This is a genomic window from Nonomuraea sp. NPDC048882, assembly GCF_040649755.1.
Taxonomy (GTDB): Bacteria; Actinomycetota; Actinomycetes; order Streptosporangiales; family Streptosporangiaceae; genus Nonomuraea; species Nonomuraea maheshkhaliensis.
The window spans coordinates 21,214-37,951 of the sequence record NZ_JBEZGB010000011.1; the positions used below are offsets into that span (position 1 = coordinate 21,214).

The window sequence follows — 16,738 nt, forward strand, 5'->3', positions numbered from 1 at the left end:
GTTAGTGCGCCTCCGTCAGGTCGATGAGGGCGATCTGGGCGTCCTGAGACTGGGCCTCGGCGGCAACTCGTTGCACGAGATTCCCGATGGTGCCGGCGTTGCGCTGGACGGCGGTGAGGGCCTTGGCGACGGCGTCGCTCGGCGGCAGCTGCGCAACGATTTCGCCAACCACGGCCCAAAGGTGTACGTCGTTAGGCTGGCGGTCTGAGTGCGCCATCACCGCGGCTACTGCTTCGGTGCCACCGGCGTCCCATGCAGCGGCCATCGCACGAGCCACCTCAAACGTCGACGAACGTGCCGAGACAGTTTCGGGGGCGTTGAGCTGTAGCTTGTAGCCGCCCTTGCTCTCAGTCAGCAAGGAGCCTCGAAGTTCCTCCAGGCGCAGGTTGTCCGCCTGCGCGAGGAATCTGGCCTCACCCTTCGGTACGTTGGTGCGCCCGTAGAGCCGCTGCCAGAAGACGGCGAATCGGGTGGGTGCGTCGAAGGTATCCAGGGGCAGCTCGTCGAGCTTGAGAGCGGTGGCGTCCCGGACCGCGGTACGGGCGAGGGTCAGGTAACGGTCGAGCTCAGCCTGGATGCCGTCGGGCTTGAGGACTCTGCTGTAGCGCCCGAAGATACCCATCGCTGGGCCGTAGGCGGCCATCAGCTGGTCGGTGAGCGCAAGTCCGTCACGGTCCCACTCTCGGCACGCCGTCTTGACCGCCTCGGTCACCGCACGGTCGACCTGGGCAGCTGTTGCGACCTGCCTGTCCGGTGCGGCCACACGGCAGCCGATCGTGACGGTCACCTTAATGCTGGCGACACCGGTCGAGGCAGTCTCGGTACGGGATGGCCATGAGCTGGTCACGACGAAGCCCGCCTCGTGCAGAGCACTCAGCAGCCGATGCCAGGCGTCGGGATCGGAGTGTCCAAAGACGACTACGAGGTGTCCGTCCTGCCGCAAGACGCGCTTCGCCTCCACGAAGGCGCGGCTGAGCATCTGCTCGTAGTACTCCTTTGTGCGGTGCTCACCGGGTGCGTTCCCGCGCTTGACGATGATCTCTTCGGACTTGTCCTGGAGACCGTCGGTGTCGAACAAGTCGGGGAAGACATCGAACAGACACCGCTTGAGCCACACATAGAACACGTCGGAAGCGTCGGCGTAGTCGATCATGTTGTAATACGGCGGGTCGGTGACCACTGCGTCGACGCTCCTGTCCCGGAACGGCAGAGCAACTGCGGACGCCCGACGGAACCGTCCCGGCCGGCCGTGCTTGGACTCCTCCAGAACCTTCTTCAAGGCGTTGATGCCGCTTTCGCTGACACTTGCCCACGTTCCAGGTCCGTCGCCAGGTCCCGCTTCAAGAAAGTCGAAGCCGAAGGCCACCTTGCTCTCGTCGGAGAATATGTGGTCAATCTGAACTCTGTTTTGGCCGGTACCGCTCGTGTTCCCGTGCGACCGCAACTTTGCTCCGCGTGTGGCATGCTTCAGCATCCGCGGCACATTGGCGGCAGCATAGCCAGCAAGCGCCGCTGCGTATTCAGCGCTGTTGTGGTTCTTAATCAGCTCAGCGCGAAGCTGACGGACGACTCTGACCGTCTCGACGAACAGCAGTGTCTGGCGAGCGTTCATGAGTGACCCGTAATTATGAAACCCGTAGGCGCTGGCCCGGATGGTGTCCTGATTCCCGGGTGGAATCTGCTCATCGGGCACGGCCGTGAAACCGCCGAAGGGCTCCAGATTGTCCAGCCTGACCGCCGCCGCAGCTTTCACTTCCACGGCGTAGGGGACCCTGAAGGTCTTCCGCGGGCCGCCATCCAACTCCTCTGCAACCGCCAGCAGGGCGTCCTTGTATTCACCAGCGTTCCCCTTGGCCTTGACGACATCAAGGCTGTGCACATGGCTGCAGAAGACGCACCTCGCGCTCTTGCCCTTCTTTCCGGGCGCGGCCGCGAACGTCGGCAACTGGTGCGGCGCACCGTCGACGACTTCCGAGCGCCACTCCTCTCCGTCAGCGACGATCCGCAGCGCTTGACCGACGTCTTCGGTCCGCCTGTATGGGTGGCGCAGGGCCATCGTGCCGACCAACGGGAACCGGCGCTTGCACTGGTCACACGGAATGGTGATGGACCACAGGTACGCCCAGGGGTAATGGCCTTCCGAGTTCCTCGGGTAGTATGCATCCAGGGCTACAGCCACTCTGCGCCCCACTTCGGCAAGCACTACGCGGACGTCGGCCAATAGTCTGGGCTCCGCATCTCTGAAGAGGCCCTGCGTGGCTTCATCGACAGCAAATGGAAGAGAAGGCTCCGCCGACCAGTCGCGCAAAGCGAAATCGGCCAAGAGTCGGCCACCCAGCGTCGCGACAGAGCTGAGGTCTGTGCCAACCGCCATAACTCCCAACCGGGCAGCTTCCAACGGAATAATGCCGCGGCCAGAGAAGATATCAAGAACAACCGGATGGCGTTCGGGATAGTCAGCGGAGATGACCTTGCGCAGACGCTCGAGGGCCCCCTTGTCGCCCTTTATGATGGCAGATTCGACGTCAGGGTGCAGAGAATCGTCCTCGGGCAGCAGCGTGCTTAGCACAGCGGCACGCGCCTGAGCAATCGGTCGAGACGCGAACCATGTGAATAGAGCCTTTTCCGATCGGCCCGACCCTGTCGGGGTCCCTACGGCCGCGTCCACGGCGGCGCAGGGAAACCAGCGGTCGATCATGCGAGAGGTTACGTCGCGCGCTGTGTCCGACGGCCTGGTGGTCGCCGGGGGCTGGGCCTGGTCGGTCACTGGCCGTCTCCCATGAGCTTTCTCAAGTCGGCGAGTTTGATCTGGAATCGTTCGATGTGCCTGGGCCCATGGGCGAGCTTGCTGGCGGGGTCCTGGGCGCGAACAACGACTGTTGGGGACACGGCGCAGTTCTCAACAACGTAGAGCCAGTAGTCCTCGCCCCGCTGTTGCGCCTGTGCCCATTCGTGCTGTTCCAGCCAGACCGGGCGAAGGTGCGTAGCAAAGCCCTTGACCTCCACGAGGCGTTGCTCGCCGCGGTACTTGTGCCGGGCGAACAGGTCATAGCCAACCTTCGCGGTCTGCCGGTCGTCGACGATGAAGCCGAGCCTCTCGAGCTCTGCGAGGACGGTCGCTATGGCCAACGCCTCGCTGTCTGGGTCGTGGCCTAGTTCGGTGGCGCGGGCACCTCCGGCGATGTTGACCCAGCCGATGAGCCGTGGAGCGGTGGGGTTGACCCGCTCAATCTGGCTCAGCTGCATAAGCCGCTCCTGCTTCAGGTCGTCAAAGAGAGCCATCCGCTCGCGCCGCACACCGAACGCCAACTCCTCGAGTTCCTCGAGATAGCGGTACTCGACCTGGTCCAGCTGCTCACGCGCCTTCCGCACCCATGCCCGGCGCTCCTGCTGGTAGCGGGCGACCTCTTCACCGAGGAGCCGCTGCGCTTCGCGGAGACCTTCGCTGCGCATAGACGGTGCCAGCGAGGGGGCGCCCTCGTGCTCGGTGGTGGCCGCTCGCAGGTTCATCAGCGACTCCCAACCAGCTGAGAAACCACCCGCGCCGGAGTATCGGACCAGCAGTGGCGTTTTCCGGCGGACTCGACGGAGTCCGTCGTGTACTTCCACCTCCGCGTCGTAGAGCAAGAGGGTGTATCCGGTCAGCGATGCGGTATCGACCAGGTGTGCACCGCGCACCAGGTCGGCCTCGCCGGAACGGAGCGCAAGCTCAACGAGGTCGTTGAAAGGCTCCTCGGTAGGGCCTAGGACTACGACGTCGTCCAGGTCGGTAGCGCCGTCGTTGATGGCCTCTCGGACCGACGCGCCGTCGGCCGCAACCAGCCGCTCGTGTTCCCCGCCAAGTGCGGCTGGGAGCGGACGCCGGGAGGCCACCCGGCGCAGGCCCTTGGCCGGCCCGGGAGCAAGGCGCCAGTTCTGCGAGCGGGCGAGCTGGTCGACGAACGCATCGACGATGACGGGGTTGATAGCCTCAAGTCTGTCCGCGCGGAAGCGTTCCATCGCTGCTTCGGTATTGGCCGGTGTCCGCAGCCGGTCTTCATCGGCCACGAGTTCCCGAGCGCTTGCGATGAGGTCATCGGCGCGCGGCACATGGACGTTGGCCGTGGCGCTGGACTGCGCCTCGATGAGCGCTTTGGTGTAATCGAACCCGGTACGGTCGGCAGCCGCGTCGAGCAGGTCGAAGATGCGACCTCCCAGGGCGCCCCCGGCCGCCTCGAGGTTGGTAAGCATGACCTCTTGCACGCGACCCTCACGAGTCTCAGGCGCTACCAGGTGGTAGATGTGCACCGCCTTCTTTTGACCGATGCGGTGTAGCCGGCCCATCCTCTGCTCCAGGCGCACCAGTGACCAGGGGATGTCCCAGTTGATCATTATGTGCGCCGACTGGAGGTCGATACCCTCACCGCCAGCGTCAGTGGAGACCAAAACCTGGAAGTCCCCGTTGAGGAAACGTTGCTGAAGCTTGTCGCGGTCGGCGTGCCCGACGGCTCCCTCCAGGGTCTCGACGGTGAAGCCTTGGTCGACGAACAGCTTCGCGAGCCAGCGGGCGGTATCGGCGAACTCGGTGAAGATGAGCAACTGGCCGTCCCCGGGCCGGATGCCGTGGCGGGTAAGAACCCCCTGAGCTTGCTGCCATTTGCTCGAGGGCCCCTGTGCCTCGGCTTCGAGGATGGTGGCGAGCACGCCGTCGAGCGCGGACAACTCCTCAGCCTTATCTTTGGAGCGAGCTGCGACGAGGACATCCTCACCCCGGTCCCAGGCGTCGTTGTCTTCTATAGCGAGGGTGAAGGCACCGGTACCATCGGTGAACTCGGCCGGAACAGGGCCGCCGGTCCTCCCGGACGCTGCCCCTCGCAGCGCCTCCTGCCTGCGACCGATGGTGGCCGCCGCAGCGGTCAATGCGGAGGCAGCCCGCTTGCCATAGATGGAGCGTGCCAGGGTGGCGTTGTCGGCGTAATGCGTGTCGACGTAATCCATTACGGCCGTGTACGCGGCGTACTCATGCGGGCTCAGCGACACCGGCACAGTCTTGGCGTAGCGGGGCGGGAATAGCTTGTTCCCCTCAAGGTCCTTCAGTTCCTCCTTCATGCGCCGTAAGAAAGACAGCGCGCTGGGTCGCAAAGCGGTGTCGTACTCGGCCTGTCTGGGGTCCCACGGGTAGAGGGTGGGGTCGAGCAGGTTGAGCAGACCTCGGAAGAAGTGCTCCTTGCCACGATGCGGCGTCGCGGTCAGTAGGAGCAGGTGGTGGGTCCGCTGGGCGATTTCCCGGCCAGCGCCGAGGTATTGCGAAGTGGGGGTCAGCCTGTGTGCCTCGTCGAAGACCGTCAGAGACCAGGACGCTCGGCCGCCAGCAAGTTTGCGCCGTACGTCGTGGTTATACGTGTACAGATCAATGCTGACGACCCAGACGCTGACGCGCGGGTCGAGATCCCTCGGGTCGCGCGCTACTTCTGGAGTGAGCCGGCCCGCCTCGATGGCGAAGTAGCGGCGTAGGTCGCGGCGCCACTTCTCGATCAGGTGGGCGGGGACGATGACGACTGTACGGCCGGGAATGAGCCCGCGCCGGGTCCCCTCAGCGATGTACATACCAGTCATGATCGTTTTGCCGGTGCCTGGCTCATCGGCGAGTAGAAACCTCAAACGCGGCTGTGCCAGCATGTAGCTGAAAACGGCCTCGTCCTGGTGCGCGAACGGATTCAGCGGCCGAGTGGCAAGTACTGCGGAGCGGATGCGCGGGACGGCATGCTGCATCCAGCGTCCCCACATACCAGTAAGCGCCCTTTCCGCATTTCCTCCCGCGTCGTTGGCCGGAATCGATGCCGCGGCAAGTTCTGCCGTGGTGAGGGCGGCGTCGGTCAGAGAACCATCGGGCTTACGAATGACCAGGTCCACCCCGGTTACGGTGGGAGTGGCCATGACAACCGTGACGAGCTGACCGTCCACGGCTAATTGCGTTCCCGTAATCGGCAACTGGGCCCCATGCCCGGTCACAGTCCCCCCTTGCTACGGTCGCTCGCCCCATACGTGCTGAAGGGGCGCATCACAATCGGGGCCCTTCGCCATCCGCACCGTTCGCGTACTGACCTTATCTTCCCAGTGGAGGTGAACTAGCGCAATCCCAAGGCTAAAGGCGCTCAGCACGCCTTTCGCTGGGCGGAGCTGATGACCGGACGCTGGGTGCTTTTGATGCCACGGCGATGAGGCGCGCGCGGACTGCTATAGGGCGAGCTGTCGACTGCGGCACGAAAGCTCTGCGAACCTGCCAAGGGCACAGGAATCGGGGAGGAGCGCACATCGCTGCAGGTCACCGCTACAACTGCTTAGCATCAGACGAAGCCCTGTAAAGCCGTTGACCTTGCGAGATCGTCATGAGGCGACCGGGAATCTCTGCGACCTTCGATCGCGCCCAAGATCGTGGTGTATGAAATTTAACCCCTCTGCGATCTAAATCCCATTTAAGCAGCAATAAAACCATTCGTCACGTTGATATCACCATCGTCTTCATTCGCCTTTCTCTCAGCGGCCTTGCGGCATTCAGCGAGGATCCCTAGGCCGAGAAAGCGCGGCCCTCGGTCCACTCGTCGTGCTGCTCGGCCAGTACCGCGCCGACCAGCCGGATGATCACGTCCCGGGGTGCCGTCCACGTCAGTGCGGCAGATCTCCTTGTTCAGCCACTCCTGCGAATTGTCAGACCAGATCTGATCTGCCGCCACATCATCTTGGGGTGGGCGGTGAAAGCCTGAATGTCCTCGCGCGCCTCGTCCAGATGCTCGGCGGCCTCCAGGCACTTGTCCTCCAGCGCCTAGACGACCTGGCGGTGCTAGGCCCGCACCCAGGCGGCATCGGGCTGCTCGAAGACGGTGTCGCAGCATCGTCGACACCCACGGCTGGGCACTCTTCGGGACCCGGGTCGCCAGATTGCGGGCTTAGTGCGCTCGAAATCTGCGCCAGGAGGCTGGTTCAACCAAACCCGGGGCCGGCTCGCCGACTCATCCGCACCCGGCGCGAGCGCCGTCAGAATGGTAGAGCTTAGTGACTCTGGCGACAGTTTCTCCCCTGCTACTCCACCGCGCTACGCCTCGTCAGCTCTCCACCTGCATCATCACGCGAGGGAGAACATCTTGACCCGCAGTGCACAGATATGTCCTAGTATGATCAGGCTATGGGGCCCAAGGATGTCACCAGCCGCGATGCCGTCCTAGAAGCAATAAAGGAGTACGACCGCTTAGGGCGAGAGAAATTTCTCACCAAGTACGACTTCGATCGATCACGCAAGTTCGTTGTGGCATACGACGGTCACGAGTACGACTCGAAACCACTGCTTGCAGCTGCTCATGGATATCAATATACCGAGCTAGGGCCGCTGCCCAACAAATTCAGCGGCGGAGAGCAAACTACTAGCAGACTTAGGGCGCTAGGATTTGAAATCCGCAGCCCTAAAAAGACTGCGATCGATGTGCGTTTTGACCACAGCGACTGCTCGCTATTCGTACGCTACCAGGACGCGAATAAGTGGACTTCTGAATATCCACCATCACCCGACAGGGAGCACTACAAAGACATTTGGAACCGCCTCAAGGAGCTTGCTAGCTGGCTCAGTGAAAACACAGAGATCGACGTTCCACTCAAACCCTTCACAAGCCAATATCAAGCCAACGCAACTATACAGAAGGACATCTGGTGCTGCATATTTCCGATAGCTGCATCTAACAAGTCTTATGGGCTCCAAGTAGCGCTCATTATCTCGGGCGCTGGTGCTGAAATATGCATATGCATGGGAGCAGGGAGATCGCAGCTCACCGACCCCGAAGCGCAAAATGAAGCGGAGCAGGCACTGACTGATCTGCGAAACCAGCTGGCGTCGGTCCCGTTAGCAGTAGTTACAGCACTAGGTCGCGCCCTGCCTGCTGGCGCATATTTCCGCGATTCTTGGCGCAAGCCTCCTGGCGGATCTGAATTTGGGACGCTGGATGACTGGCTAGCGTATGCTTCAAGACCGGATGGCGTGCAGGCAAGTATCTCTTACTACCTAACCCCCGAGGAACTTCAGAAGGTTGGCAACGGTCTCGGCGCGTACATCCTGACGGTCGCAAACGCATCGGCGCCTTTGTTTGAGTACTGCTACCTCGGAGAGGTACCCGTGACGCAACCCGCCAGGCCCTTCGATGTTCCCACGCTTAAAGAACTGGCCGCAGCACCACCCGTCAAGCTGCAGATCGACCCAAACGTCTATCGCTCGGTCATGGCAGCGATTCGAAGTGGCAAGCACATCATCCTGACTGGCCCCCCGGGAACCGCCAAGACGACGCTGGCCGAGCGGATTTGCCAGCTGGCTACCGAGGCCGGTCTATGTACGGGTTACACGCTCACCACGGCGACAAGTGACTGGACAACGTATGAGACCATCGGAGGGCTCCGCCCGGGTGGCACGAACGGCGCTCTCGTCTTTCAGGACGGCTTGTTCCTCAAGGCGATCCGCGAATCCCGGTGGCTGCTCATCGACGAGCTGAACCGGTCGAACTTCGACAAGGCTTTCGGTCAGCTCTTCACCGTCCTGTCGAAGCAGACCGTCACCCTCCCCTACGAGGACAAAGACGGGCGTCCCGTGGTGCTGCTGCCGGCCGGGGGACGCGGCCAGTTCAACCCTGCGGGGTATGACATCGTCAGCATCCCGGAGTCGTGGCGGATCATCGCCACGATGAACGTCTTTGACAAGTCCCTGCTCTACCAGATGTCGTTCGCCCTTATGCGCCGCTTCGCCTTCATCGAGGTGCCTTCACCCCCGCGGGAAGTGTTCCAGGAACTATGGAAAGCCGAGCTCCAGAACACGGAAGAGCACAACGCTGAGATCATCGAAGATGTCCTTTCCGGCCTGCACAGGGTCGTCTCACTCAAGGACATCGGCCCGGCCACATTCCTAGACATGGCGCGCTTCGCGCACGAGTACGCCGATGCCAGTGCTGACCAGGCCACGTTCCGGGAGGACCTCACCTTCCAGCTCTTCTACACTTTCCTGCTTGCCCAGTTCGAAGGCGTCGATCTCCAGCAAGGCAACAAACTGTTCGGCATGGTCTCAGCACTGGTGGGAGAGCGGCACAGGGAACGGCTCCGCAGGACTATGGCGGACGTCCTGGGTCTGGAGTTGAGGCATGACTTGGCGTCGGCGCAGGCAGATTTCGACGATGAGTCACTGACGGGTATCTGATGCGCGAAATTCCTTGGGATCGCCGCGCGGGAATCGTCGAGGTCCGGGACCGCATCTGGTCGTACGTGTCGCCCGCTTCCCAGCCGGAGATCCCGGGACTGCTGACCGCTGCTGCCCTGCTGAAGTGGCCGGCGGCCGAAGCACTCCGGCTCGGAGAACTGCAATTCTTGCTGTGCGAGGAGGTCGGTGACTTCCTCTCCAGCCTGCCAACACTCCTGCGGCAGCTGCCAACTGCATCGGCTCGTGCCGAACAGCGGGCGCCAGAACGGCTCGACGGCCCAGTGGTGTGGAACCGGACACATTCGTTACGCGGCATCACAGGGAACCCCCATGTCTTCGTGACTGCGCCCGCGGAGCGCGTGTATCAGACCCCGGAAAACGAGCTCTTGGTCCACGTTCTTGACGCGGTCGTGCGGACCGCGAACAACATCGGCTGGACTGGAAAGGTCGGTAAGAAGATCGCGGCGCAGAGGGTGCGCGCGCGACGCGACACGGCCATCATGCACCAGAGCAACCAAGTTCTCTCCGGTATAACCCGCGTGGAGCCTAGTCCCCGTTCGGTCGCCCAGGTCAGGTCCGGCCGTCACCGTGATCGCTCCCGCGCCGTGCTGCGGGCTTATGACCGCCTCGTGCCTCTCGTCGAGCAGGTGGACAAGGTAGCGATTCGGGAGGCCATCGAGCAAGCAGGCCTGGTGACAAGCGTCGAATCCACGCTTTTCGAGCTCCTGGTCACCTTCCGGGTCATCGACAGCCTCCAGAAGATCGGCTGGAAAATGAAGCCGTTCTATGTATTCAAGGGGAAAGTGCAAAGCAACGGCGCTCACGACGACGGCCGGCAAATATCCCTGTGGTACCAGTCGACACCGCCAGCGCTGGGGGCCGCGTCCGCATACAAGCAAGTCCTAAGGGCCCATTCCTTCACCAACGTCCATGAGCTGAGGCCTGACCTGTCCCTCCACTGGCGAGATGCATCTGGCCAGGACAGGTGGCTGCTCATCGAGTGCAAACTGGGCGAGCAGGGGGCCACGGCCGCCCGGCGCGCGCTGGTGGACATGCTGGCCTACCGGAGAGCGTTCAATTCGGCGCTGGCAGCCGCGGGTCAACCCTTCGGGCTGGGGGTCGCCTGGGGTGCCGGTTTGACCCCGGCAGTCCAGGAGGAAGTGGTGCTATGTACCCCCGACACGCTGGGTCAGGCTGTCGAGCAGATCGTCCTATAGGAGCCCTCAATCCAAAAGTCCAACCCATTCATGAAGAGCCGATAAAAGCATGATCATGTTGCGCCACACCCGGCGCTCGAACCTGATGACACTCCATTCTGGACCAGTTTGCCACCGGACGACGTGAATTCCCCTGCGATGGACACCAGGGACATACACGGGACGGTCTTGTATGGTTCACATGCTTCGTAAGTTATTTACCCAGGTCAAGCTACATGAGGAGACGCTGTAGCCCCACTCTCCTACAGCGGGCGCTATTCACCCCGGCAGGAGTGAGTCACGAGTCACCCAGCTCGAAGATCGATCTAATGCGTCGCAGCAACGCTTCCCACTCTCCACGCAGCATCGCCTCGAGCCGATCCTCGAGCTCGAGCCGATCTTCCCCGTCGAACCATGTGCGGGTGTGGTCAAGGACCCGATCGCGATAGCCGCTTCCCCGTCCCCACTCGTTCATACACGTCCACCACAGCGCAGACTCCTGCTGAAGCTGGGACCCGTACAGATTCACACCGACCTGTTGCATTTTCCGCAACAAGTTGTCATATCCCGATGTCATCAGGCGCTCAGCCTGGGATAGGAGCTCTTCTGCCTCAGGGTGGGCCTTACAAGCTGTCTGGCAGTAATTCGTGAAGGCAGTGACCAGCTCCTGAAGAACCTCAACAGCCATCTTTCGGGCACCGAATCCGAGATGATGGGAGTAACTGAGCGAATGCCACTCCCCGTTGCGGCGAACGGCGGCATGCACAGTGCTCGCGTATGCGCGACGCATTTCGCCGATGAGCGCCTCAGGGATGTTGGTGCGGACTCTGCCCGGATCTGAACTCTGCTCGATCCAGATCGCGACGTACCGTCCAGCAGCGCGCTGGACCTCCCGAACCTGTTCCTCCTCTGCGTTGGCGAGCAAGGTGAGAGCCCGGCTCAGCACATCACTAAGCTGGCGCTGGAACCTGGCGCGCGTGTCCTGAATGCGGTCGTGCAGAAATTTCTCGAGCTCCGCCGGACCGTCCTCGAGCGCGTTGAAGAAGCACACGGGCAGTTCAGCGAGCTGGTACTGCGTCAGCGCCGTACTGATCTGATCGGCTTTGATCTCATAGCCATCTTCGCTCGATTCGACCCGCAGCCCCGATTCGTCCTTTACGGCGAGCGCCTCCCCGGGACGGGGCAGGACGAGGATGCCACAGTGGGAATCGATTTGGGAGTTGTCGATCTCACGCGCGCGTCGAAGCAAGTCCTGGACAGGCTGGTCCGGGGCTGCGTTGAAGCCTGAGCACAGGATCGACACGGTGTGGGGATTCTCAAGCTGCGCCTCGAGGTCGGCTCTGGCACCCGACCCGTCGATCCCCCGGGTGTCGACTATGCCGACGTTGAGCTCGGCCAGGTTCAGGAGTTCTGGAACAACCAACTCAATTCGCGCGGGCAAGGAGAAATCTGGGTGTCGGCCGTTGTTGATGTTCTCAAAGGTCGCCTTCAGCCAATCCAAGGGGCTTTCGCCCTTCGATGGGTCCCACCATTCGTCGCGCCGGTCCCTGCGGGGAAGGTTCATCCGTGTGAGGACTTCCACGACGAAGTCCCGCTTCTCCGGAGATTCGTTCGCGAGCACCTCGGCAGGGTCCGGGGTCTTGATGCGCTTGCCATCCGGACCCTTGACGGCTTTTGGTCGCACGAGGCCCGCCATGTTTCGGAGGGCCCGCCCGAGCTCGCGTGAGACGCCCTCGGCGAGTTCGTCGGCGTTGATAGACTGCGCTGTCTTGAAGAAGAGGTCCGCGAAATCCTCGACGCTGGCGCGGATCTCCTTGTCTGTGCGCGGCTCGACGAAGATCCCATACTCAGGGCCGACTTTGAGGTGGACCTCGCAGAGCGTGGTTCCGCCCCCAGCCGTCTCAAGGACGGTATGGCGTCCAGCATGATCCTCGATCTCGAGCCCAGTCACCCGGCAGATAGCCGTGGATTTGCCAATCCCAATAGCCCCGATAAAAGCGATCTGGTGCTCACGGCGGAGTAGGAGTCCCGCCAGGTGACGAATCTCGCCTACGTACTCCCCAAGGCGGGTCCGGAACGCTGGATGCGCCTGCGGCCCATCCGCAAGCTGTTCCAGTTCAAGCGCCCGCTGCTCGGCCTCCCAAAGGAGCTCCTGATCCGGGTGATCGAGTGCCGGCCGAGGCAGAACGACCCATCTGCGATCCAAGGCGTCCGCCAGCGCAGCCGCCTCTGACGTGCCGATGGCCGTTAGCAGCGCGTGGAGCTCTTCGCCGGAGACGCTCCTTTCGCCTGCTTCGACGCGAGATAGGACAGCTGGGCTCCAGGTGATACTCCTGGCAAGCTCAGCCTGCTTTATACCTGCCTGTTCGCGCAGTTGGGCTAGGCGGTGCCCTAGCTGCGATGCGCCTACATCATCGGAAGCCATGCCATCCCCGTTCTCAACGTTGCTACAAGCTTCTAGCAACGTTTCTGCAAGGTCAAGTGATTTCCGAGATCTCGTCCGAAGTGTGCAAGGGGCGCAGGTCTTAATCAGGAACGGCAGCGCTGACCATGACGCACCACATGCCAGCCACGACGATCGGATAGCCAGAGCCGTCCCGCCCATGACCTCACACATCAACCAACTCCGTCACCACAGGTCTCCCGCCCACCGTCGAACAACCAGCCGCCACCGTGCTCAGGACAGCGCTCACCGAACTCGTGGCCAGCCCGTCCTGCATCGCCGACGCGCCGGAGCCAGACATACTCGTGACTGGTGGACACGTGGAAGTCATCGCCCAACAGAAAAGTGCCGACAGTCGCTACCCAGTGACCACTGGCCGACCCACTTGCGGGCAGTCATCCACCGTGCCGCCGTGGTGGGGGAGGTCCTCTCAATCGCCCGAGTTCCGCAGTTGGTGGGCAGACGAGGGCTCGGATTTTGCGGATTGACCTGGGGAAACGGGCGTGAGGTGGCACCAGCGGCGTGTGCCTACGCCTCTGCGGAGCGTTTCCCCTGCTCAGGGCTTATTCGGTGGGTTCGAGACCGCTCATCTTTGGTGGCATTGCGACGTCGGAGTCCTTGAACAGCTGAGCCTGGGCGGGTGTGAGGCGGGTGGTCTGCCGGAGCCGTCCGGCGGGACCGGACAGGGTGACCTGATGCACGCGTCCCAGCTCGCGGTTGATGACGGGCCAGCTCTGCCCGGTGCGGCGCTCGGCCACGCGGATGAGCAGCAGCGCCAGCCAGCACAACAGCACATGAGCGATGATCCGCTCGTCCAGGCGATGGTAGACGGGCCGAAGGTCCAAGGTCGTCTTCACGGTGCGGAAGGCCGCCTCCGCCTGGAGCAGGTTCTTGTAACCCACGGCGATATCTCCGGGGCTCAGATCCGGGTCGCTGGTGGCGATCAGGTACTTGCCGTCGTAGTTGGCCTCGGCCTTGACCTTGGTGGCGTCGATGGACAGCCGGCCGGTCGTGGGATGCTGCTTGAGCCACCGGCCTAACGACGGGTGGTCACGTAGGGCGCACTCGGCCTTGCGGTGCGGCGCATCCATCGGCTTGGGAGCCTTCTTCTTGCCCTGCTGGGCGGCTGCGGTTTTCGCCTTGGCAGCGTCGGCGGCGCGAGCGGCGGCGATCCGGTCCAGCTCCGCTGTGATCGTCTCCAGCTGCTGTGTGCGGCGGGCCAGATCCCGCTCGGCCTCGACTGGGTTGTGGCAGATGATCCACCGCCGTCCTGGGTCTGCGGCGAGCCGGACCTCCTTGACCCGTAGGTTGTCACGGACCTGCAGGTAGCGGCCCTGGCGGGACATCGCCTCCCGGGCCTGTTGCGAGCCGTCGCGCATCTTGACGCCGCAGATGTAGTGGCCGCCGGCGCGTTGCAGGTAGGCCATGTTCTCCTTGGAGGAGAAGCCGGAGTCGACCACGGTGATCACCCGGCCCAGCCGCCAGTCCCGCAGGTCGTCCTTGATCTGCTCGATCACGGTCATGTCGCTGGTGTTGCTGGGCCAGACCCAGCAGCGCACCGGGATGCCTTCGCGGGTGACGGCCAGCCCGATGACGATTTGCGGCAGATCCTTGCGGTGGTCCTTGGAGTGTCCGAACCGGCGCAACCCCACCGCGCCGTCGTCGTCGGGGGCCGGCTCGCCGTCGCGCTCGAAGTAGGTGGAGGTGGAGTCGAACAGGATCAGGTCCACCTCCAGGTTGAGCAGGTTGGCCACCGCGAAGAACACGCTGCGCGACACCTCGCCGCGGGCATCGGCGGACACCAGCAGGTCCATCGCCCGATAGGCCTGGTCGTCGTCCATCGCCGGCAGGCCGGGTACGGCCGCCGTGTGACTCACCCAGTCGGCGGCCGCGAGCTTGGAGGACGGCGCGATGGCGCGGTTGGCCACCAGCGCGAACAGCACGCGCTCGATGTCGGTGCGGAACCGGCGCGGGCCCAGCACCTTCGCCAGCGCCGTGTCGACCTCCAACCGGTGCCACAGCTCATCCAGCAGCCAGATCGCCCCGTACGGGCGGGCTGCCTCGACCTGCAGCGGCCCGGCCTCGGCCCCGAGCGGCAGGGTGACGTCGTCCTCGTCGCCGAGGTAGCGGTTGATCGAGGCGACCAGCCGGCGCAGCGCCGCGACATCCAGCTTGTCCTCGCGGCCCAGGTTGACCAGCACCTCGGCCTGGGTGGTGCCGTTGATGCGCCGGTTGTTGGCCAGTTGCAGATACCGGACCACGCTGCCGTCGCCGTTGCGTCGCTGCGTCTTCCGCAGATACATGCCCGCATCATTCCGCACATAGCCCAGCCCGCGCAGCAGAATCGCTAACGGTCGTGTGCCCACACTTTCGCGCCCGGAAAGTTATCCACAACCCAGCCGACCAGCAGCAACACCAGACGATCAAGCCTCATGTGCCCGCGAACTGCGGAACTCGGGAATCGGAGCCGGGGATATTTGCGGGATGATCTTGCATGCCCCACACGCCTCGCACAATATTTACCCAGCTCAACCCGTCTGAACAGGCTGGGCAGCCTCCTCTCTCCTAAAGCGGGTGCTGCAGGCTCGAATCCTGCCGGGGGCACTCACCTAGATCGCCATTTATGACCCCCTGACCTGCGGTTTTACAGCCGCAGGTCTTTTGCTTTCCGGACCTTGATAGGCAGCCGACGGTGCTCGCATGCGGCCGTAAGACCATGATCAGGGGACATGCACGGGATGATCTTGGAGGCATTTCCCAGGTCAGGTGGTGAATCCGGGCGTGTCGATCAAGCTCACTCCGGCGGAAGCATGAGGTATTGATCGACCTCGACACCGGCCCGCGCCGCCGCCAGCCAGCCGATGAGGTGCGCGCCCATCGAGATGCCCTTCTCCCGGGGCTCCTCAGCGTCGCGGAACTCCTGCACCACGATCAACGTCGCCTCCCAGCCCCGGTCGCCGGCGAGATCGCGCAACGTTTGCGCACCCCGGCCGCCCCACGCCATCAGCCTGCCAAACACCTCCTCCAACTGGTCCGACCCCACCTGCCGGCCGAGTGCGAGGGTCCATGAACTGAACCCGTACGGCCTGCCCGTCCTAGGGGACGGACGGCCGTGCCGGGTGGACTCATCGGGTGCGACACCGAGCGCCCGGGTCACCGATTCCGGGTCACCGTCATCGGCGACCAGGCGCAGGTACACGTTGAACATGCGCTACTTCCACTTGTACGACGACTTGATCTTGACCTTGCCACCCTTCCGGGGCGCGCGGCGCACTGGAAGGACGACAAGCAAGAGCACAGTCGGACGGTGTTGGCCGTTGTGAAAGGTGGGGTGACAGGACGGTTCGTTCTGCTTGAGTCGCGTCGATGTCCAGCGTTTGCGGTGGTATGTCGGACCCTGGGGAGAAGTTCATTGGCCGTGGGCCGGCTCTTCGGGTGGAAACACTACGTGTTCGCCGTTTCTTTGTAGGAAACGCCATGCCTCGGCACGGCCGGAGCTGACGGGGAATGCCTCCACGGTGAATTCCTGGGCCAGTTCGACGCGGAGGTCGCCGAAGGGGGATATTCGCACCGTGGTTACGGTGGGTTGTAGTTCCGCGAAGGTGACATCGAGGCGGTCCGTTATGAAGTCGTACATGGTTCGTTCGCTGTCGGGCTTGCCGGTGTCGCGGACTTCGCTTTCGCGCCAGGCGAGATCTGCGGAGCCGAGGATCACTCGGCTCTGGTAGGTGATTCGGAAGGGGCATTGGAGGTGGAGCGCGAAGGCGCTCCACCTGTCGTCTGTCAATGCGTCCGACGGTGCGGGGTCGAATTCGATGATCCCCATGTTCAGCGCCCGCCCGACGCCGATCGCGTGCAGCCCCAGGAGAGTGCGGAGACGTTCCTCCAGACGAT

8 protein-coding genes and 1 pseudogene are annotated in these 16,738 nt (G+C 63.1%); 2 read left to right on the forward strand and 7 right to left on the reverse strand.

Features of this window, described 5'->3' with window-relative positions; translation table 11 throughout:
- Position 1: 1 nt before the first annotated feature.
- The 3 genes and pseudogenes from AB0C27_RS34075 to AB0C27_RS34085 all read right to left on the reverse strand — a co-directional run.
- Positions 2–2,767, reverse strand: coding sequence for a hypothetical protein (locus AB0C27_RS34075; RefSeq protein ID WP_357852553.1), 2,766 nt, complete (start codon positions 2,765–2,767; stop codon positions 2–4).
- Positions 2,764–5,943, reverse strand: a complete 3,180-nt coding sequence (locus AB0C27_RS34080) for a helicase-related protein (RefSeq protein ID WP_357852556.1) — start codon at positions 5,941–5,943, stop codon at positions 2,764–2,766. Before AB0C27_RS34080 ends, AB0C27_RS34075 begins: the two co-directional genes overlap by 4 nt.
- Positions 5,944–6,539: 596 nt before the next feature.
- Positions 6,540–6,956, reverse strand: a pseudogene (locus AB0C27_RS34085) (transposase); the annotation flags it as partial.
- 206 nt (positions 6,957–7,162) lie between these two features.
- Here AB0C27_RS34085 and AB0C27_RS34090 point away from each other — a divergent pair.
- Complete coding sequence (locus tag AB0C27_RS34090; protein ID WP_357852559.1) at positions 7,163–9,205, forward strand: AAA family ATPase; 2,043 nt, start codon at positions 7,163–7,165, stop codon at positions 9,203–9,205.
- Positions 9,205–10,422 (forward strand): hypothetical protein, encoded by a 1,218-nt coding sequence (locus AB0C27_RS34095; protein ID WP_357852562.1) that lies wholly within the window; start codon positions 9,205–9,207, stop codon positions 10,420–10,422. The genes AB0C27_RS34090 and AB0C27_RS34095 overlap by 1 nt, the downstream gene beginning before the upstream one ends.
- 277 nt (positions 10,423–10,699) lie before the next feature.
- Here the strand turns inward: AB0C27_RS34095 and AB0C27_RS34100 are convergent, their stop codons facing one another.
- The 4 genes from AB0C27_RS34100 to AB0C27_RS34115 form a co-directional block, all read right to left on the reverse strand.
- Positions 10,700–12,826, reverse strand: a complete 2,127-nt coding sequence (locus AB0C27_RS34100) for a helix-turn-helix transcriptional regulator (RefSeq protein WP_357852565.1) — start codon at positions 12,824–12,826, stop codon at positions 10,700–10,702.
- A gap of 581 nt (positions 12,827–13,407) precedes the next feature.
- Positions 13,408–15,147, reverse strand: a complete 1,740-nt coding sequence (locus AB0C27_RS34105; RefSeq protein WP_357852568.1) for an IS1634 family transposase — start codon at positions 15,145–15,147, stop codon at positions 13,408–13,410.
- A gap of 491 nt (positions 15,148–15,638) precedes the next feature.
- Positions 15,639–16,052 (reverse strand): DUF4279 domain-containing protein, encoded by a 414-nt coding sequence (locus AB0C27_RS34110; RefSeq protein ID WP_357852570.1) that lies wholly within the window; start codon positions 16,050–16,052, stop codon positions 15,639–15,641.
- 201 nt (positions 16,053–16,253) lie between these two features.
- Positions 16,254–16,670 carry a hypothetical protein gene (locus tag AB0C27_RS34115; RefSeq protein ID WP_357852573.1) on the reverse strand — a complete coding sequence of 139 codons (417 nt, stop codon included), beginning with the start codon at positions 16,668–16,670 and terminating at the stop codon, positions 16,254–16,256.
- Between the last annotated feature and the right edge of the window lie 68 nt (positions 16,671–16,738).